Source organism: Exiguobacterium sp. s124 (assembly GCF_018617485.1).
In the GTDB taxonomy this organism is placed as follows: Bacteria; Bacillota; Bacilli; order Exiguobacteriales; family Exiguobacteriaceae; genus Exiguobacterium; species Exiguobacterium aestuarii.
In genome coordinates this window covers 1262571-1281170 of sequence record NZ_JACSKH010000001.1, presented here as the reverse complement: position 1 = coordinate 1281170, position 18600 = coordinate 1262571, and the positions used below count along the sequence as shown (strand labels likewise).

Annotated in this window: 17 protein-coding genes; 14 read left to right on the top strand and 3 right to left on the bottom strand. The window is 47.1% G+C overall.

All coding sequences use genetic code 11. The features are described from left to right. Positions 1 to 72 precede the first annotated feature (72 nt). Entirely contained in the window at positions 73 to 3459 is a 3387-nt protein-coding gene (locus KNO85_RS06715) for a dynamin family protein (protein WP_214788152.1), read from the bottom strand. A gap of 16 nt (positions 3460 to 3475) precedes the next feature. After that, the gene (locus KNO85_RS06710) at positions 3476 to 4096 is read right to left on the bottom strand and encodes an NAD(P)-dependent oxidoreductase (RefSeq protein WP_214788149.1); all 621 of its coding nucleotides are present in this window, start codon (positions 4094 to 4096) and stop codon (positions 3476 to 3478) included. Between the two features lie 175 nt (positions 4097 to 4271). On the opposite strand from KNO85_RS06710, the gene KNO85_RS06705 reads away from it, so the two are divergent. The 13 genes from KNO85_RS06705 to KNO85_RS06645 all read left to right on the top strand — a co-directional run bounded on the left by KNO85_RS06705 (position 4272) and on the right by KNO85_RS06645 (position 16262). After that, complete coding sequence (locus tag KNO85_RS06705) at positions 4272 to 5363, top strand: FUSC family protein (protein WP_214788146.1); 1092 nt, start codon at positions 4272 to 4274, stop codon at positions 5361 to 5363. 270 nt (positions 5364 to 5633) lie between these two features. Continuing rightward, positions 5634 to 6101, top strand: a complete 468-nt coding sequence (locus KNO85_RS06700; protein ID WP_214788144.1) for a hypothetical protein — start codon at positions 5634 to 5636, stop codon at positions 6099 to 6101. Positions 6102 to 6241: 140 nt separating this feature from the next. Then, positions 6242 to 6916: a WGR domain-containing protein gene (locus KNO85_RS06695; protein ID WP_214788141.1), complete on the top strand. Its 675-nt coding sequence runs from the start codon at positions 6242 to 6244 to the stop codon at positions 6914 to 6916. A 65-nt stretch (positions 6917 to 6981) separates the two neighbouring features. Continuing rightward, positions 6982 to 7509: a PH domain-containing protein gene (locus KNO85_RS06690; protein WP_214788138.1), complete on the top strand. Its 528-nt coding sequence runs from the start codon at positions 6982 to 6984 to the stop codon at positions 7507 to 7509. Continuing rightward, positions 7506 to 9005, top strand: coding sequence for a PH domain-containing protein (locus KNO85_RS06685; RefSeq protein WP_214788134.1), 1500 nt, complete (start codon positions 7506 to 7508; stop codon positions 9003 to 9005). Before KNO85_RS06690 ends, KNO85_RS06685 begins: the two co-directional genes overlap by 4 nt. A gap of 617 nt (positions 9006 to 9622) precedes the next feature. Then, complete coding sequence (locus tag KNO85_RS06680; RefSeq protein ID WP_214788130.1) at positions 9623 to 10885, top strand: NCS2 family permease; 1263 nt, start codon at positions 9623 to 9625, stop codon at positions 10883 to 10885. A 108-nt stretch (positions 10886 to 10993) separates the two neighbouring features. Next, the gene (locus KNO85_RS06675) at positions 10994 to 11464 is read left to right on the top strand and encodes a DinB family protein (protein WP_214788127.1); all 471 of its coding nucleotides are present in this window, start codon (positions 10994 to 10996) and stop codon (positions 11462 to 11464) included. A gap of 211 nt (positions 11465 to 11675) precedes the next feature. Beyond that, positions 11676 to 12449: a hypothetical protein gene (locus KNO85_RS06670; protein WP_214788124.1), complete on the top strand. Its 774-nt coding sequence runs from the start codon at positions 11676 to 11678 to the stop codon at positions 12447 to 12449. Next, a complete protein-coding gene (locus tag KNO85_RS06665) occupies positions 12446 to 13369 on the top strand; it encodes an AAA family ATPase (protein WP_214788122.1) in 924 nt (307 codons plus the stop codon). The genes KNO85_RS06670 and KNO85_RS06665 overlap by 4 nt, the downstream gene beginning before the upstream one ends. A 2-nt stretch (positions 13370 to 13371) precedes the next feature. Beyond that, entirely contained in the window at positions 13372 to 14433 is a 1062-nt protein-coding gene (locus tag KNO85_RS06660) for a DUF58 domain-containing protein (protein ID WP_214788120.1), read from the top strand. 15 nt (positions 14434 to 14448) lie between these two features. Continuing rightward, positions 14449 to 15171, top strand: coding sequence for a hypothetical protein (locus KNO85_RS06655; RefSeq protein WP_214788118.1), 723 nt, complete (start codon positions 14449 to 14451; stop codon positions 15169 to 15171). A 44-nt stretch (positions 15172 to 15215) separates the two neighbouring features. After that, positions 15216 to 15605 carry an NUDIX hydrolase gene (locus KNO85_RS06650; protein ID WP_214788116.1) on the top strand — a complete coding sequence of 130 codons (390 nt, stop codon included), beginning with the start codon at positions 15216 to 15218 and terminating at the stop codon, positions 15603 to 15605. A gap of 105 nt (positions 15606 to 15710) precedes the next feature. Then, on the top strand, positions 15711 to 16262 hold the full coding sequence (locus KNO85_RS06645; protein ID WP_214788114.1) for a suppressor of fused domain protein: 552 nt from the start codon (positions 15711 to 15713) through the stop codon (positions 16260 to 16262). A 34-nt stretch (positions 16263 to 16296) separates the two neighbouring features. Here KNO85_RS06645 and KNO85_RS06640 read toward each other — a convergent pair whose 3' ends face one another. Next, positions 16297 to 17007 (bottom strand): GntR family transcriptional regulator, encoded by a 711-nt coding sequence (locus KNO85_RS06640; protein ID WP_214788112.1) that lies wholly within the window; start codon positions 17005 to 17007, stop codon positions 16297 to 16299. Between the two features lie 136 nt (positions 17008 to 17143). Here KNO85_RS06640 and bglA point away from each other — a divergent pair, with 136 nt between their 5' ends. Continuing rightward, a complete protein-coding gene (gene bglA / locus KNO85_RS06635; protein WP_214788110.1) occupies positions 17144 to 18592 on the top strand; it encodes a 6-phospho-beta-glucosidase BglA in 1449 nt (482 codons plus the stop codon). The last annotated feature ends 8 nt before the right edge of the window (positions 18593 to 18600 follow it).

Sequence of the window (18600 nt, the reverse complement as noted above, 5' to 3'; positions counted from 1 at the left end):
GATATCTCAGAAACAGTCCCAGAACAATCGTCATGACGACGGCAGGGATGAGTCCGATGAGCAGTAATGTGTTCATACCGTTTCCTTTCTGAGCGACTCGAGTCGTTCACGCATCTCATCAAAGGAATGGCTGTCCGTCAATATACTGAGCTCTGCATCGGCAAGTTCTTTCAAGTGAGTTGACCACTCTCGTTCAATCTCGACTTCAGATTTACTGATTTCCCCGTTGGCCCGCTCGATTTGCTTCGCATGAATCGCTTCAAGACGCGACCGAATCATATCGCGAAGAAGTGAGGTCAACTCATCCTTCAGTTGCGTTCGTCCGTCACCTTCAAAGAATTGACTCGCATTCTTATAGCGCTTCAATACCGACTGATAAGGTGATGTCTCGAGATGAATCGGATCGACAGCCTCCCGGAGCCATTCCAGATTGAATTCACAATCGAATTCGAGCGTCGGAAGGAGCGACGCTTGACGCTCGGTCTTACGCTCAATCAAAGCTACGAATTCGCGTTTAACGTATCGCTCCAACCGATACTGGAACACTTGGAGCTCTTGTTGGATATCATAGGCGTATTTGTCGAGTGTTCTTGCTAGTGCGCGCTCCAAGCTCTTTCTCGATCCGTCGACTTCGACCGGATGGAACGTCTCTTTGACGAAGTCCGAGAGGCGGAGGAGTGAACGCGTCTCGAGGTGAGCAAGAAGTTCTTTCGCTTCCCGGTCAAACAGATCGATGAGTGCTGACACATCGAGTGCCGGTGGGTTCTCGAGTAAAGCAATCAATTGCTTTCGCCGATGTGCTTTCGCCGACGCGTCTTCTTTCGCTTCGTTAAATACACGATCAAATGCAGCGAGTAGCGCTGTCGTCTCTTCCTGTATACGCATCGCGTTTGCGAGACGAAGGTCTTTGTCGACGTAGCGTTCAAGCGTCGAGACGAACCGATCGAATCCCGCGTCATCGCCCCGCATGGCGTTTCGGCTTGAAATGGATAGGACGGTCGGTCTCCGAACACCGAGTGCGGTCAACTGTTGCGACACGTAATCCGTGACAGCATCCCGTTCTTCGTCATCTTTCGCAAGATCAGACGCATTGACGAGGAAGAACATCTCATGGTCTCCGGTCCCTTGGACACGACCGAGCTGGATGACGAGCTCTCGGTCTGCTTCGGTGAACGCATGATTGTAATAGGTGACGAACAAGACGGCGTCCGCGTCACGCATGTAGCCGAACTGGACCTCGCTATGTCGGTTGAACTGTGAATCGGCCCCCGGCGTATCAACGAAGACAATCCCACGCTGTGCCCACGGTGAGTCGAGATAAAGTTCGATTTCTTTTACGATACAGCTTTTCTCTTCTTGTGCGACGAACGCGCAGAACGTGTCATAGTCGACGACTTCCGTTCGTCCGAGATAATCGAGCGGTGCCGATTTTACGGCATTGACGAACGGATGGTCGACATCGAGAGAGGCGAGGGAAGTCCCATAACCTTGTAGCTCATCCTCAAGTTCATTTCGTGATTTGAAGGTGATCATCGCTGTTCGATTCATCCGACCATCTGGCGGTACGATTTTTGTGATGGATGCCGTCAATGGATTCGGTGAGGTCGGTAGCACCGAATCCCCGAAAAGCGCATTGAGAGTCGAGGATTTTCCGGCCGAAAACGCCCCGAAGATGGCGAACGTGTATTGTTCATGTTTCGCACGCTCGATTTTCTTACGTAATGTCGAGACACGAGAGCGGAATAAAGGATGATTCTCTAATATTTCACATACCGTATTCTCATAAGAAAAATTAAAATCAAATAATTCATGATCATCTTCTAAAATCGACGTCGACGCAACCTCTGATTCAACAACATTTGACTGCTTTTCAGGGAGGTATGTCGCATCGACAAAATTTCGAACGGCCAACTGATCCAATTGATTCGAATCAAGTTGTAATTCTTCATATTTTCGAATCGATTCTAAGCGGTCGGAGAGACGAATACGCAACGCTTCCGTATCAAGCGCATCATACAACTCCTCTTCTTCAGCCGAAAATTGCTCCAAGCGTAGGTCGACTTCCGCTTTCATATACATATCCGTCGAATGGACCCACGGTTCTGATACTTTCGTGACCCATGATGCGAGTGCCGCCTCGATGTCACGACTGAATTGTAAGACCGTGTCACCGCTGAGGGATGCACCGGACTTCACTTGTTCGGTAATAAGTGAATTCGGTGCAATCGGGAGGACATCTCCTTTTGGTAGCAACGTTTCAGGAAGCTTCAAATCTCGGATGATGTCTTCCGCGTACTTTACGAGATGTGGACGTAAGTTCATGTCAATCAGACGGTTGAACTCTTTGACCGCCACTTCTTCCCGGCGCGCGCGTTCTTGCTTTGTCTTATCTTTTGAGAATAAGAGACCGACCTTGAAGGACGGGGCACAACTCTCGAGATAGGACCGCAACAACTCACGGAACTCATAAGTCATGATCGGCGCACTTTGAACGATCGGTGTTTGATGTTTAAAGAACTCACGACGGAACGAGGTCCACCATGCCCGTTTTTTTTCAAGACGATGTAGACGAGATTGCATTTCCTTCGGGCTCTTTTCATAGGTTGGCAATTGGTCTAACGTCGACTGGATTGATGTTTCGTTGCGGTGGACTAGCGTATGAATCAATGCATCAGCATGCTCGACTTGTTGCTGTTTTGCCTCGGTGATGACCTGACGTACATACGACCGCAAGCGCTCGACTTCGTTATGTGGATGATGTACATCACGAAGTGAAATGTAGAATGTGTCATTTGGGACGATGTCGTGATGACGGAATGCCTTCGTCAATGAAGCCTTGAAATCTACAAAGGAGAGCTCACGCTCATCATGCTTGTCGATTTGGTTGATGATGATGGAGTAGGGACGACCTTCTCGGCTAAACTGTTTCATCAGCCCGATGTTTTGCTCCGATTGCACATGGTTGTAGTCCATCATGAAGAACAGATGGTCGGCCAAGAAGAGCGAACGTTCTGTCGCTTGGCGATGACGTTCATCCGTCGAATCGATCCCTGGCGTATCCATTAAGACGACGCGTTCATCAAACGGGAATCGGTCAATCGTATACTCGACTTCCTTGATCTCCTCGACTTTGCAATAGTCACTAATGTTTGATAGGGAAGAAGGATCTAATGAAATCCAATCCGTGTCATTGATGGCGACGGCTGCCGCTGATTCGCCACCACGTAATGTGACGATGTTCGCACTCGTCGGAATCGGACTTGTCGGAAGGAACCCTTCCTCTAGCCAGTCATTGAGCAATGTCGACTTCCCAGCTGAGAAGTGACCACAGACGGCAATCCACACTTCTTCATTTGTTACTTTTTTTAGGGCGGTCCGGGCGAGTCGAGCAGCGTCCGTCATCTCCTCTTGTTCAAACCTTAAAGCGAGTCGTGCTAATTGTTCTCGTTGTTCGTGCATGTTTCCCATCCCCTAATTATGATTCCGTCGTGATGCCGACACGGTGTCCGACATAGTCATCATTCGTTAAACAATCCATCACCAAATCGGCAACGTCATCTCTTGAAATCGGTCCTGATTGTTTCGTGCCTAACACTTCTTTTGAGATGATGATGTCTCCGTCCAATGGCTCATTGATTAATTGAGTCGGACAGATGACCGTGAAGGCTAAACCCGAATCCCGTAATAACTCATAAGCACGGGCGTGATCTTCGGCTGCAGTTGTCATCGTACGCTTCGATTCTTTCGTTTCAAAGCGGTAGTTGTTGCTATCATGCGCCTGCAAGATGCCTGCGGTCCCGACCGTGATGATGCGTGTCACATCAAACTGTTTCATCGCTTCAATCACGAGTGGTGTGAATGTTGATAATACGTTTTGTTTGTCCGTCCCCAACGCCGAGATGACAACATCTGCAGATCGAACCGTTTCAAAGACAGCGTCTCGATTGGTCGCATCTCCTAAAATTTCATTGATCTCTTCATTGGAACTTAGCGACTGTCTTGTTAGTAGTGTGACACGATGTCCCTTTTCGAGTAGGCGTTCAAGCACCCGTTCCCCAGTACGGCCACTTCCACCGAATAAAGCAATTGTTGACAAGTAAACCCCTCCCCATCAAGATGAAAGAAATATCCAACGCCATCATAACACGGAAGCGTTCACAAAACTGCCTGAAATGGTTCATTTCCCCTTGAAAAGAATATGGTACGTTTTAGAATTGAGGAAGAAGGCAAAAAATACATATGACAGGTGTAAGAGAGGAAGGCACCACTACATGAAATTTGGGGCTAGAACTATTAAGACCGGACTGTCGGTCGCAATCGTCTTGCTGATTGCCGAGGCATTTCAATTCCAACAAATCGTCGTCCCGGCACTCGCTGCGTCACTCGCACTTCTGCCGTCAGTCTATCAGACCGGGCTTCGCTTGATTGAGGAGATGAAAGGGAACCTGATCGGAGCATTGCTTGCGGTCGGTTCCTTGCTACTGACCCCGAATCCGACACCGATTGCGATCGGATTCGTCATCATCATTGCCATCTCCATCCTTCTGTTTTTAAATTTAGAATCGACGACACGGACCGTCATCTTGACGACGATTCTCATCATGGAAGGGGCGAGCCAGTCCGATATGCCGGTGTGGGTGTTTGCAGGCGAGCGTTACTTACTCATCATGATGGGGATCACGGTCGCGTTGATTGTAAATGCGCTCCTGTTCCCACCACGATATGAACGGAAACTTGAACAACAAGTCACTGACGTGTTTCAGATGGTCGTTCGAATCGCACGCTTGTTTGCAGAAACAGAGGGTGGCCGTTCCTCATTTGAATCGTTACCTGAAACGAAGAAATTGCATAGCGATTCAAAACAGACGTACGCCTATTTTGAAGAAGAGATTAAAGCGAATCGTTGGCTCGAGAAGAAGACACCTATCTTCCGACGTGCCGTCCTGAAGTCGAAGATGATTGAGACGAACCGAGCCGCACTCCATGTCATCGAGAAGCTCGATCATGACTTTTACACGATTGAACAACTTCCTCCGCAATTAAGAGATGAACTGTATCGCCACATTCGCCACTTGTTGCGTCGACATGAACGCCTGTTTTCAGCCTATGAGCTCGAGAATGAACATCTCATCGACCGGGAAGAAGATCTCATCCATGAGAACTTTGACTTTGCAAAACTGATGATTGAGCGCATGAGAGAAGAAGAGGAAGAACTCATCTTAATCGTCGTTCCGCTCGTGGCGACGATGACCGACTGGGTCAAGGCGATGAACGAACTCGAACGCTACCTTGTGACGGAAATGAAAAAACATGGGGACAACCTAAAAGTAGAACCACGTAAGAAATGGTTCTTTGAAGATTAAAGGACGATCAAGTCAGCAACAAAATCGAAATAACTTGTCAAAAAACCGTGAACGAGTACACAGAACCAAGTGTGCCTTCATGGTTTTTTGATGTGATATTTTTTTGATTTTCAATTGAGTATTAGAGATGGACACTGACTATAAGGTAAAGGGTTCTTAGCGATGAATTTGGTAATAAACGTAAAATATGTTAGTCTGGAGAAATCGTTGACAATGCCAAGAAGTCTATCGCTCTGTTGCTTTCATGACTTACTTTTTAGGGGGATAAAGATGAAAAGGGTTTTAATAATACTCTTACTGATTTTTACTATGATGATGTCGTTGATTGGTTGTGGCGCGACATCCTCAACAGAAGAAGTTGATCCTCGACCGGTTATCGCTTTTGACGCTGGAACCATTCTTGCAGATGCCCAGAATCATCAAATAAAAATGCTGATGTTATCAAGTATACCGATGGATAACGTTGACGTGGCCGGAGCAGTCGAAGAGCTAGAAGGATTCAAAGCAGAAAATGATGCCTATCTTGATGAATTGAAGGAATTGAAGCATCAGGAAGCGACTTCTGACGAATATAAACTGTTGCTTATCGAATATCTTCAAGAGGAAAATGCCTACATCGACAAAACCATTGATGCCGTGTCCGCCAAAGAAATCTCTCGACCGAGTCGGTTTTCATTAGAAACACTCTATGCGAGAGCGAACGAAAAAATTGCACGATTCCGCTACGAACCAAAGTAAAGATCCTATTCATAAACAAACTCGAGAGAGATTACGAAATGCCAAAGGAAACGAACCGATGAGAAGGTTCGTTTTTTCTGATTCATCCGAGGTACAATTGTCATATGATTGAATGCGCTGAAGACGGGAGGAAACCCTACATGATCAAGCGGTCGTTTGAGCACACCACAAAGTATTGGAACATCATAATCGAGGGTGATGAGTTTGCTGTAAACTACGGAAAAATAGGGACCATCGGAAAAGTACAAGTAAAGTCTTTTGAATCCGATTTGGAATGTATGAACGAGTTCGAGAAACTCATTCGTCAAAAATTGAAAAAAGGATATGATGAATCTCTTTTCGATTGGGACAACCATATTTATGTGGATGACCCCGAAGTTGGACCGAGTTTTCTGACCTCGCATCCGAAATACCTGGCAACTTTCAATGATGATTTTTATGTGGATTGTTCAGAAGAATACGCACCATTCGGGAATGATGCTGGAGCCGATGCATTGGTTATGTACGAGGAGATGATACGAAAGGACAGAGACCTTTGCTATTTATCGTATGCTTACGCCCTAATCGAAAGTTGGATTAATCGAGATGTATATGCTCCAGAAGACTGGGCCACGTATGAGTATGCCTACACATGTGACCAAGTCGTCGTCGCGGGCGCGTTTGCTTCCGTAAAAATGACCGGGAAGTTGACAGGTGACTTGAAAATGGCAGGATTAGAGGCCATTCACCGATTAAAACAGGTTTACGAAATAGAGGATCAAGCGATTTTCGAAGAGGTATACGAGCGATTGAGTACATTCCCGACCGAATCCTGAAACTTTTCGAGCGGAAACGCGTATACAATAGGGACAGATACATATGAACGATAGGGGGATTCACCATGTCAGAAACACCACCGACACCGGAAGAAGGTGTCACACCACAACGAATCAGCGGAACGCTTCCAATCGAGGCGCGGACTGTCTTCCGATTATCGAGCTCAATTTTTTATCTCATCGGTCTTCTCGTGACAGGAGCGCTTGTAGGGGCCTCATATTGGTTTGACTGGCCGACTTGGCTACAGATTGGCTTTATCGTGCTTCTCGTCATCGATATCGTCTATAGCTTGATTGACATCATCTGGTTCCAAAAGTGGAAACAAGAACGATTCACATATGACGTCCAACCGCTTGAGATCCGGATCCATCATGGCATCATCACAACACATGATGTGCTCATCCCGATGACAAAAGTCCAATATGTACATGCGGCACAAGGACCGCTTCTCCGTAAATATGGGCTACAGACCATCACCATCGGAACAGCTGCCGGGTCTCATGACATTTATGCAATCGAAGAGTCCTTCGCGAAGACACTTCGTGAACAAATCGCCATCTACGCGCGTATCGAAGAGGAGGATGTCGTATGACCGAGACCGCGTTAACGTGGCATCGACTCCCGAGTCGCGTTTTGGTGCTTCGCATTCTTGAGGTCATCAAATCATTCGCCATTCCAATCGTCCTGCTCTTTATACTCAACAATGACTGGGAATCGACGTTTGGCATCATCATCCGGGTCGGTATTTTACTCTTTCTCTTGCTCGACATTGTCCAGAAGTTTTTTGGATGGTTGAACTTTCGGTATGCACTCGACGAAAAGACTGTCTATGTCATCGAAGGAAACTGGTTGAAAAAAGAAAAGTCGCTCCCACTCTATAAAATTCAAAGTGTTCATTCGAACAGCCCGTTCCTTTATCGATTGTTGGGCGTCGTTGAATTGACGTTCGACACGAACGCCAACAGTGACGATGCTTCTTTTAAATTAGCTGGTGTCTTTCCGACAGAAGCCAAACGATTGGAAGAGATTCTCGAGCATGTCCGTCATCGGAAACAGAATGCACAAACCGAAGATCATTCAGAAACAACAGATGCGACTACAGAACAGGTAGAGCCGTTACCAAGCCGTCTTTTATATGCCTTGTCTACGCGCGAAATCGTGTTGGCTTCCATCACGTCGCTCTCTGTGTTCGCCATCTTTCCGGTCGCTTCGACGATTATCTCGTCAATCGACGACTTCATCAATTTGGATGGGGCATTCAACCAGGTCGAAGATTATGTCGTCCATGCGTCCATCATCGTCATCGGTCTTCTCGTCATCGGCGTATTGATGCTGTCGGTCGTGATCGGTATGGTCATCAACTTCTTGAAGTATGGGAACTTCCGACTCGAGCGGAGAGGAGAACGTATTCGTGTCGAGAAAGGATTGTTGAACCGAAGTGCGAAAGAAATCCCATATGAAAAGATTCAAGCGATAAGGATCAAGGAGACGTTCATTCGTCGTTGGTTCCACATCGTCGGGGTCGAACTCGTCGCAGCAGGGACGATGGATGAATTGAAAGACGAATCATCGACGATTCTCCCGTTCGTGCGGCGTGACCGGGCGATGCGTGTCTTGCGTGAACACTTTGCGTATTTCACATGGTCGGACGAATTGCATCGACTTCCGAGACGTGCCCTAGGGATCAAACTGTTGCGAATCAGCTGGTTCGGCTTCATTTTATCAGGACTCGTGCTCTACTTCTTCCGAGATTTTGCATGGTGGCTCCTCCTGTTATGGGCTGTCATCATCGGGGGACGCGTGCTCAGTTACGTCACAACCAAATATGTCCGCACCGATAAATTCATCCAATTGTGCACTGGAGCATTCAACGTCCAATCGTTCTTGACGGACAAACCGAGGATTGAACAGATTCAAGTGAAGCAATCGCTCTTGCAACGACGTTTCGGATTATGTACGGTGCAGTTCTCGACACGTGGAGGGTTCCTTTCAGTTGAGACGATTGATGACATTCCGAAAGAGGAAGCGGACGCGATGCTCGTCTGGTTCTCGCGTTATAACGAAATGAAAGAAAAACGCTCAGGATAAAGTTTCCTGAGCGAATGAATTATTTGTGATTTTCGTGCCAAATGAAGTTTCTCATACTGAAAACGCGGATAAAGTATGGTATGATGCAAGTAGAAAGAGACCGGTGCTGGACACACCGACCTCTGGCTTACAGGCTCCCACTTTAAGAGTGGTCCCAGCCGCCACAATGGTTAGTGAATCAGAAAGTGACCCATCTCATTGCGCCGAGGGGGTCATTTTTTTGTGCGTTCAGACGTTGCACGATCGGATGTTCGGTGAATCACCAAGTGAACGATGATCGGAGCGAGGATTGGGATCATAACATAATCCCCAACCCAGGTCCAAAGTTGTTCCATCCGCACCACCGCCTTCCTCCATTGTGGACTTGGCGGCTGACCCCACTATTGCTGCGTTAACCTGCCCTTTCATTATAGCAGATTTGTTCGCAAAAAGTCGCTTAAAATAAGAACAAACGTTCTTATTTTATAAAATGAATCTTTTGATGGAATCGGTCTCATGAATGGGTCCAAAGACTGAATTGAGTCGAATCGCTCTTGCTTGTTAGATGTCTGACAGGATATAATCAATCTCGTGTGTAAACACGGGTGGGTGAGGGTGCCAATAAAGGATTGATTCCTATGGCAAAACAAACAGAATGGAAAACAGAAACATACGGGGGCGTGCTGAACTTCCTGGCGACAGCATACATCCCGGCCGTACATGCGGCAATTTTGACACAAGCCGGACTCCCGTTCGAGGGGGCGCTCGTCGGAGCGATTTTGACAAGCATCATTGGAACGTTGATTGCAGGATTCTTCAATCTACCGCTTCTCTTGTTGCCGGGGATGGGGATTAATGCGCTATTCACGTACACGCTCGTCTTACAGATGGGATTGAGCTGGCAAAGCGCGCTCGCCGTCTCGTTCGTCTCAGGTGTACTCGTCGTCCTGTTAACGGTCACGAAAGTGGCTCGGAAATTGGCGAACGCGTTCCCGCCGATCATTCATGATGGATTGACGGTCGGTCTCGGCCTCTTCCTCATCTTGATCGGCCTCGAGGCGGCTGGGATCGTCTCAGGTGGGGGCGGGGCATTGCTCCACATCGGTGACCTCGGTGAGCGTAACGTCCAGGTGGCCTTTTTATCACTCTTCGTCGCCATCTTACTGTTCTTGAAGATGGGACCGAGCAGCTTCCTTTGGACGATCGGTTTCGGTGTTGGACTTAGCGCGCTGATGGGAACACTGGAGTGGACAGGTAGTTTCTCGTTGACACCGTTCTTCGAGTCATTCGGCACGGTATTCGGGAACATCTCGTTCGCGGAATCTGCGTCTCCGCTCTTCTTGGTCGCAGTCGGTGTACTGACGCTCGTCTTGTTGATTGAAAACATCAGCTTGATCCAGAATCAGACACGGGCAATCGACAAAGAAAAGGATGCGCCAAAAGGTCTCGTTGCACAAGGTCTCTCGACGATGGCCGGTGCCATGTTCGGATCAAGCCCGACTGTCTCGACGGTCGAAGTGGCTGCCGGGATATCGGTCGGTGCAAGAGGCGGGATTGCTTCGTTCGTCACATCAGGATTGTATGTGGTATCACTTTTATTGCTACCACTCTTTGCCATCATCCCCGTGACGGCGATTGCACCGGTTCTTATCATCATCGGAATGATGATGTTCCAGAACGTGAAGCATTTGCCGCTCGATAACTGGGAGCATGCCTTCCCGGCGATTCTTGTCATCATCATGATTCCGTTCACGTATTCCATCGTCGATGGGATCGGACTCGGATTCATCGCATACACGATGATTGTCTTGTTCAAGAAGGGCTATCGGTCGCTCAGTCCGGTCGTCGGTGTCTTGACCGTATTGTTCTTAGTTTTCTTCTCATTACCAGTCTGGTTATAGAGACACGTGCGGCACTGTTCATGACGAACGGTGCCGTTTTTTAATGATTCGGAAGGTCTAGTTCATGCTATAATCGCAGTAATTTGAAGAGAACGGGGAGGGGATTGGATGCAAGTCATTCAAGAATTCGCAGCGTACACAGAATGGCTCGATTCGTTAGAAAAGCTGAGTGAATTGGATTGGAATAAACAGATAGACTCGGAGAAGTGGTCCATAAAACAAATCATTCTACATATCGCTCATTGGGACAACCATCTGTTGAATGTCATCATCCCATCGGTGAAGAACGGGGAAGGGATGATTTTCCCTGATTTTGACTCGTTTAACGCGCGGGCGACGAAAAGGGCAGAGAAGTTGACAGGTGACGCTGTATTGAAGGAATCACTACAAAGTCGGCGAACGCTCGTCACGATGCTCGAGTCCTTAAGTGAAGAAGCACTAACTTATAAAACGACAGTGAATGGCGTCTCACACGATCCTCATCAAGGTGTCCCATATTCACTATATGTGATTATCGGAGAATTTATCGAGCATGACCGGCACCATATGCATCAAGTCGAGTCCATCCTCAAGCGATGAAAGAAGAGGAATCCAATAAGTTCATAGACATAGATCAAGTGCTCGTTCAATGAACGAGCTTTTTCTTTTGTCTGAAAATAACTGAATATTCCGCTAATGCATATGCTATAATCCTTTTAAACCCATTTCCAAAAAAAGGTATTGAATCTATGAGAGGAGCCGTATTTCAGATGAAAGCAATCAAACCGACTATACATAAGCGGAAACACCCATGAAGCAAGCAAAAACAATCTTTGTATCAGGGGTTCTACTCTCTTTACTACTAGTCGCCCTCATCTCCTATTCCGGTCAACTAGGATACCGCTACTACCAATCATTAGATATCTCAGGGAGCGACATCACGAGTTGGGTCACGGACTGTCATGACAAACGAAAGTTTTTAGGGATTTTCGAAGTGACGGATGTCGATTTTTGGTGTGGGGAAGACAAAATTATTGAAGAAAACTGGCGAGGGGTTGCGGTAGGTTCTTCTAGTGAGGGTCCAGATGATAAAGGCGGGACTCCAAGAGAGAAGGTTAATGATGAGTTACCTTCTTATGGCAATCCCTCATCAGAAGAGACGAATAGTGTCTCCTACCTCCCATTCATCATTACCGGACTACTCATCTTGCTCGGATGGTGGCTTTGGAAAAGACGACGTCCTTCGAACAAACAAAGCGAGGTGGGAGAGTTAGATATCGAGGATCACTCACCAGTGACTGCTGATAACTCATCGGAGCAGATAAACCGAACGCTTCATCCATTACCTGCCTCAGCTATTCGGCAACAGTTGATTCATTTCGAAGCAGCACTGCCGCCACAAAAACGTCGCCGCCCGTCCGAGACGTTGTCGACCTGGGCGAAACGAATCGAGCTAGATGCATCACTGATCACCTATTTAGAGACACGCTATGATAACGGGGAAATCTCACAACAACGAGAAGAAGCGTTCATTCAACAACTTGACGCATACCTACTACGCACACAAAAGGAGTCGAACTCATGACCATCCGACACGTATTGGACCAATTAGACCGCATTTACCTCGGGAAACCGGAAATCACAAAATTATGTTGCACAGCCCTATTGGCGAACGGTCATATCTTGTTAGAGGACGTGCCAGGAACCGGGAAGACATTACTTGCGAAAAGCATCGCTAAAAGCTTTGAGGCAGACTTCGCTCGAATCCAGTTCACGGCAGACCTGCTGCCTTCTGACATCATCGGTTCAGACTTCTTCAATATGCAGACGCAGACGTTCGAAAACCGTACCGGTCCCATCTTCACAAATATCTTACTCATTGATGAAGTGAATCGTGCCGTCCCGAGAACACAATCCGCCTTGCTTGAAGCGATGGAAGAACGCCAAGTTTCCATCGGTGGCGTCACGTATCAGCTACCGAAACCGTTCTTCGTCATCGCGACGCAAAACCCGATCGAGTCGGCCGGAACGTTCGCGCTACCGGACGCACAACTCGACCGCTTCCTCATGTCCCTTCAAGTCGGATATCCTGGGGCAGATGAAGAGCGGAACTTGATTCTCCAGACGATTTCAAAAACGAGACATGTTGTACATGCCTTGATGACAAATACCGCTTTCTTAGAAGCACAAGACGAAGTCGAGAACATCCGGATTCATGAAGATGTCGTCACTTACTTGCTCGCACTGATCCAAGAGACGAGACAGCATCCGTTGGTCGAAGTCGGGGCGAGTCCACGGGCGACGCTCGCTCTCGTCAAAGCCTCACAAGCTTATGCATACTTGAACGACCGTCAGTTCGTCACACCCGAAGACGTCCAAACGGTTGCGCCACACATTCTCTCGCACCGCTTGACCCTCACCCTTGAAGGCGACATCAAATCGACGAAGCGCCAAGTGCTAGCGGACGTACTCGAATCAGTACCCGTCCCGGTCGAAAGGGTGTAACGATGCGACAGGTCGAAATCAGTACGCCGTCCATCCTTCAGGACCAACTGTGGCCGGCTTATGTCAGTCTCGGTCTTCTCGCGATGTGGATGCCTTATGTGTGGCCCATCTCTTATATATGTGGGGCCTTATTAATCGTCATGTTCATTCGGAAGCGAATCATTCGAACGCTTTCAAATGAAGTCTCGTTTTCCATCCGACAAAAAGAAGACCTCTTATTCATCGACGATGAGACGACGTGTATCATCCACATCGATAGGTATGAACGAATCATTGCCCTCGGTGTTCCGCTATCGATTCGATTAGAGGGGAATGAGCGGATGTCTTTTGAAAACGGGTCACGGGCATATGACTCACGGATTGAAGAAGACATTCATCACGTGTCCGTCTCTGTTGTGAAGCGAGGACCCGCTTCGATTCATACATGTGTCATGCGTGTCACCTTACCGTTTCACTTGGGAACCCTCTTCTTCACGGATGAGGGGATGACGCTTCCCTCATGGATCGTGTTACCCGCCATCACGAAATCGCCGATATCCGAATCGCGCATGATTCGGATGGGTGACCGCATTGTCAAACATTCTCCGCTGAAAGACCCTTTGATGATTCAAAGCGCGAAACGATATGAGAAAGAGCCGGCCAAACAGATCGACTGGGTCGCCACTTCAAAGACCGGACATGTCCAGGCGAAAGTCTACGAGCGACAAAATCTCGATACGTTCACGATTTCTCTCGATTTGAGCGGGCCGCTCGGCAATGGGCTCCATGCGCAATATGAAGACTTGATTCAACAGACGGCCTATAGGGTCTCATACTTGATCAAAGAAGACTGTAAAGTAGAACTCTTGATTAACCGACTCGACAAACACAATCAAATCGACCATATTGTACTTGGTGAAGGACGAAAACAATTACGCCTCGTTCTCGTCCGACTGGCGATGATTCATGAATCAAATGCATTTGTCGCATCATCGCGATTTACGTCATATGTCAGTCGTCATAAACAGCCACACGCCGAATTGATTCACATTAACCATGCGATGTTGCTGAAGTCATCAGGGTGATGAAAGGAGAAGCACATGAAGCGAATGATGAGCTTATATATTTGTTCTTTCGGACTACTTGCGAGTGCAACAACCGGATCAGCCGAGATGACGGAATCCTCTGCCGAGCGATTTGCAGATGCACATTTTTATGATATCGTGATGGATCATATTCAGGGAGATGATCCGACTAATTATCACATGACCGACAGCGAGAACATCACGTTCGGTCCGTTGTTGGGGACCTATATCCCGTCATCCTCTTGTTACAAAACGGGTGAGACGTGTTCCTTCATCCCGACAAAAGAATTTGTGGCGACTGTCTTTCAGGACGATGAGCCGGTCAACGTGATCGGGACGTACGAACAATCCGCAAAAACATATGCATTCTCAACGTTCGGTTCTGATAAAGAAACACCAAAAACGTTGATGGACGTACAAGGACATCTCGTGAAATACACAGAAAGGTCGGCATGGTTTGATTATGATGGGGACATGTTGACGGCGTTGACATCTAATTCAAAACAAATGATTAGCGGGGATGCGATTTCAACTGAGGCGTTTCAAGCCTTATTGATTGAAGAGCATGAAAGTGTTGAAGGGAATGCCGAAGAAGGAATGATGGATGGAGCGGATGGCTATTCAGACGAAGCAGAATCAAACAAGCCAACATCGAATACTATCCGATTGATTGGCTTTGCAGTGTTAGCAATGTTGCCATTCGGATATTGGTTCCTCAAGAGGCGAAAAGCAACATGATGTCAAAAGTTTAGAGGTGGTATATATTTAGTTACATACAAAACATGCGTCACTTGATTGGGTCAAATCTTTTAATGACAGTTGGATGTGGGGTCATTATTGAGTATAACGAGCAAATTCTATTACAACATCGAAAAGATCATGATGTATGGGGTATCCCTGGTGGTGTAATGGAACCCGGTGAATTGTTTGAAGAAACAGCTATACGTGAAACAAATGAAGAGACAGGTCTGACAGTAAGAAAATTAAAACTGTTCGGGATATATTCTGGTGATGAAGGGTATTCTAGATATGAAAACGGGGACCTCGTATACAGTGTTCAAATTATTTTTTTCACAACTGAATTTTCAGGAGAAATCATTCAATCAACGGATGAAAGTCATGAACATCGATTTTTTTCAAGAAATGAGTTACCTCCGTTAAATCAACACTAGCAACGATTTATTCACGATTGGGTTAATCAAGTTGAAATCCCGATAATCAAATAGTTCTATCGTTTAATAACAAGTACACCAATTATCAGAAAGTGGGGATGGAACATGAACTATTTAGAGCATCTAGAAAAACATTGTGGCACGTTCGTCAGCGGGTATGATATCCCTCACTTGCTAGAAGATGATGTTCAAATCATCGAACTTGAAGAAGAGGCCTCTAAAATCACAAGTATTTCGACATTAGGACTGCATTGGCATACACTTCAATTCGAAAATGGTTCGATCGCTCACCAAGAGTTGCTGTTCCGCTTCAATCAACAGCATGTCAAAGATGAGTTTGCTGAATTGATGTTGCAGCTGACCCTTTATGCAATTAGAAAGCACAAGGCGTTCGAGTTGGGCGAACTCTACGAACTGCCAGATGAAGTGATTGAACAATATTCATTTTCTTCGGTCTATGCGACCGCTCCTTTTTACTCAGATGAGTCGTTCCTCACGTATAAGAACAAGGAGCAGAGCGTCCAAATCGTCTGGTTTGTACCGATTTACCCTTCAGAAGAGCTGTTCATCGAAGAACACGGAACCGAACGGTTTGACGAACTCCTATATGAGACTGGTCGCGAGTTATTCGACTTGAACCGAAAAGAACTTGTCTAACGAACAACCCCTCATGCGCGCATGAGGGGTTTCTTTACATATAGGGGCCGTTCGCCTGAATGACGAACTGCGAATGTGCGTAATGATAAGTGATGCGTGAGTAGTCGAATGGCTTCCCATTCGTCAGATGAAAGATTGTTTCGATACGAAGCGTCGGATCATCCTCATGCAAACCGAGGTATTCCGCTTCACTTTCAGTCAATCGACCTACCTGTAGATACATGTCAGAAAAACCAATTGTGACACCGAGCGCACTTTGGACGTAATCGAAAATGGAATCTGCCACAATCTCTCGATTCAAGTAAGGGACGATGGCTTTTACGTAATACGATTCTTCATGACAAAGCACTTCGCCATCCACATACCTTACCCGTTCGACACGGTATACATCGTCAGTCACGTCAATCCCGAGGTTTTCGGCCACCAACACATCTGGTTTCATAACAGACACGTCGAGTACATCAGAGGTCAAGATTCGATTTCCAAGGTTACTCTTGAATCCTTGAGTGGAAAAGAGACTCATATAACCGGGACGATTATGGCGTCTGACGAAAATGCCACTACCACGGAGTTGAAAGATGATACCTTTTCGTTCGAGCAGCTCTAAAGCTTTCGTGATCGTACTCTTGCTCACCGCATATTGATTCATCATTTGTTCGAGGACAGGTAATTTATCCCCTTGCTTTAAGTTTTGTTCACGAATGTATTGTTCGATTTCATTTGCGATTTGTTGGTATTTTAACATGGTCATTCCTCACTTTTTCGTCACTTATTGTATTATATCATGAAAAAACAAAATCGTTTTATTGTATCAACCTTGTTTAATTGTACCGGTACAATTATACTTGACGTGTATGATTCATGTGAAGGAGGAATAGAGGATGAAGACGTTACCGAAAGACTTTCTATGGGGAGGCGCACTCGCCGCCCATCAATTCGAGGGTGGTTGGGACGCTGACGGCAAAGGACCGAGTGTCGTCGATGTCTTGACGGCAGGTGCACACGGCGTTGCGCGTCGTATCACGGACAAGGTTGAGCCGAACGAATTCTACCCAAACCATGAGGCGATTGACTTTTATCATCGCTATAAAGATGATGTGGCCCTTTTTGCCGAGATGGGATTGAAATGCTTGCGTACCTCGATCGGGTGGAGTCGCATCTTCCCGAACGGCGATGATGCAGAGCCGAACGAGGCGGGTCTTCAGTTTTATGACGACTTGTTCGATGAGCTACTCAAACACGACATCGAACCAATCATCACACTCTCTCATTTTGAGATGCCGCTCCACCTTGCCCGTGAATATGGTGGCTTCCGCAATCGTGAGGTCGTCGAGCATTTCGTCCGTTTCGCCGAGGTCTGCTTCGACCGTTACAAAGACAAGGTCAAATACTGGATGACGTTCAACGAGATCAACAACAAGATGGACGTCAATAACCCGCTCTTCTTATGGACGAATTCGGGCGTCCTCCTAGAAGAAGGCGAGAACGCCCGCGAAGTCATGTATCAGACTGGACACCACGAACTGATTGCGAGCGCTCTCGCTGTCGCTAAAGGGAAATCCATTAATCCGGACTTCGAAATCGGGGCGATGGTGTCGCATGTGCCGATCTATCCATACTCATCGAACCCGGACGACGTCATGCTCGCCGAAGAGATGATGCGTCAACGTTATTTCTTCCCGGACGTACAAGTACGTGGCTTCTATCCGAGCTACGCCTTGAACGAGTTTGAGCGGGAAGGGTATAACATCCCGATCCTTGAAGGAGACGAAGAAATCCTACAGAATGGGAAGGTCGACTATCTCGGCTTCAGTTACTATATGTCGACGACCGTGAAAAGTGATGTCGTCGCGGACAATCGCGGGGATATCGTGAACGGTGGTTTACCGAATGGTGTCGAGAATCCGTACATCCAGTCAAGTGACTGGGGATGGGCGATTGACCCGGTCGGTCTCCGCTATGTGCTCAACCGTTTATATGACCGCTATCAGATTCCGCTCTTCATCGTCGAGAATGGATTCGGTGCCGTCGATGAGATCGTCGAGGGTAAGATTCATGACGCGGCCCGAATCGATTATTTGAAGGCACATATCGAACAATTAAAGCAAGCCGTCATATATGACGGGGTCGACTTGATCGGCTACACGCCTTGGGGCATCATCGATATCGTCTCGTTCACGACGGGAGAGATGAAGAAGCGGTACGGGATGATTTATGTCGACCGTGACAACGAAGGGAACGGCTCGATGGAGCGGATGAAGAAAGACTCCTTCGAATGGTATAAGCGGGTCATCGCGTCGAATGGGGAGAAATTGAACAGCGAAATTTGAGAATTTTA

Excerpts from the sequence above, each read along its gene's own strand:
- KNO85_RS06715 (WP_214788152.1), bottom strand. The coding sequence starts at position 3,459 with ATGCACGAACAACGAGAACAATTAGCACGACTCGCTTTAAGGTTTGAA.
- KNO85_RS06640 (WP_214788112.1), bottom strand. The coding sequence starts at position 17,007 with ATGTTAAAATACCAACAAATCGCAAATGAAATCGAACAATACATTCGT.
- KNO85_RS06645 (WP_214788114.1), top strand. The coding sequence starts at position 15,711 with ATGAACTATTTAGAGCATCTAGAAAAACATTGTGGCACGTTCGTCAGC.
- KNO85_RS06690 (WP_214788138.1), top strand. The coding sequence starts at position 6,982 with ATGTCAGAAACACCACCGACACCGGAAGAAGGTGTCACACCACAACGA.
- KNO85_RS06695 (WP_214788141.1), top strand. The coding sequence starts at position 6,242 with ATGATCAAGCGGTCGTTTGAGCACACCACAAAGTATTGGAACATCATA.
- KNO85_RS06650 (WP_214788116.1), top strand. The coding sequence starts at position 15,216 with ATGCGTCACTTGATTGGGTCAAATCTTTTAATGACAGTTGGATGTGGG.
- KNO85_RS06700 (WP_214788144.1), top strand. The coding sequence starts at position 5,634 with ATGAAAAGGGTTTTAATAATACTCTTACTGATTTTTACTATGATGATG.
- KNO85_RS06685 (WP_214788134.1), top strand. The coding sequence starts at position 7,506 with ATGACCGAGACCGCGTTAACGTGGCATCGACTCCCGAGTCGCGTTTTG.
- KNO85_RS06670 (WP_214788124.1), top strand. The coding sequence starts at position 11,676 with ATGAAGCAAGCAAAAACAATCTTTGTATCAGGGGTTCTACTCTCTTTA.
- KNO85_RS06665 (WP_214788122.1), top strand. The coding sequence starts at position 12,446 with ATGACCATCCGACACGTATTGGACCAATTAGACCGCATTTACCTCGGG.
- KNO85_RS06680 (WP_214788130.1), top strand. The coding sequence starts at position 9,623 with ATGGCAAAACAAACAGAATGGAAAACAGAAACATACGGGGGCGTGCTG.
- KNO85_RS06705 (WP_214788146.1), top strand. The coding sequence starts at position 4,272 with ATGAAATTTGGGGCTAGAACTATTAAGACCGGACTGTCGGTCGCAATC.
- KNO85_RS06675 (WP_214788127.1), top strand. The coding sequence starts at position 10,994 with ATGCAAGTCATTCAAGAATTCGCAGCGTACACAGAATGGCTCGATTCG.
- KNO85_RS06660 (WP_214788120.1), top strand. The coding sequence starts at position 13,372 with ATGCGACAGGTCGAAATCAGTACGCCGTCCATCCTTCAGGACCAACTG.
- bglA (WP_214788110.1), top strand. The coding sequence starts at position 17,144 with ATGAAGACGTTACCGAAAGACTTTCTATGGGGAGGCGCACTCGCCGCC.
- KNO85_RS06655 (WP_214788118.1), top strand. The coding sequence starts at position 14,449 with ATGAAGCGAATGATGAGCTTATATATTTGTTCTTTCGGACTACTTGCG.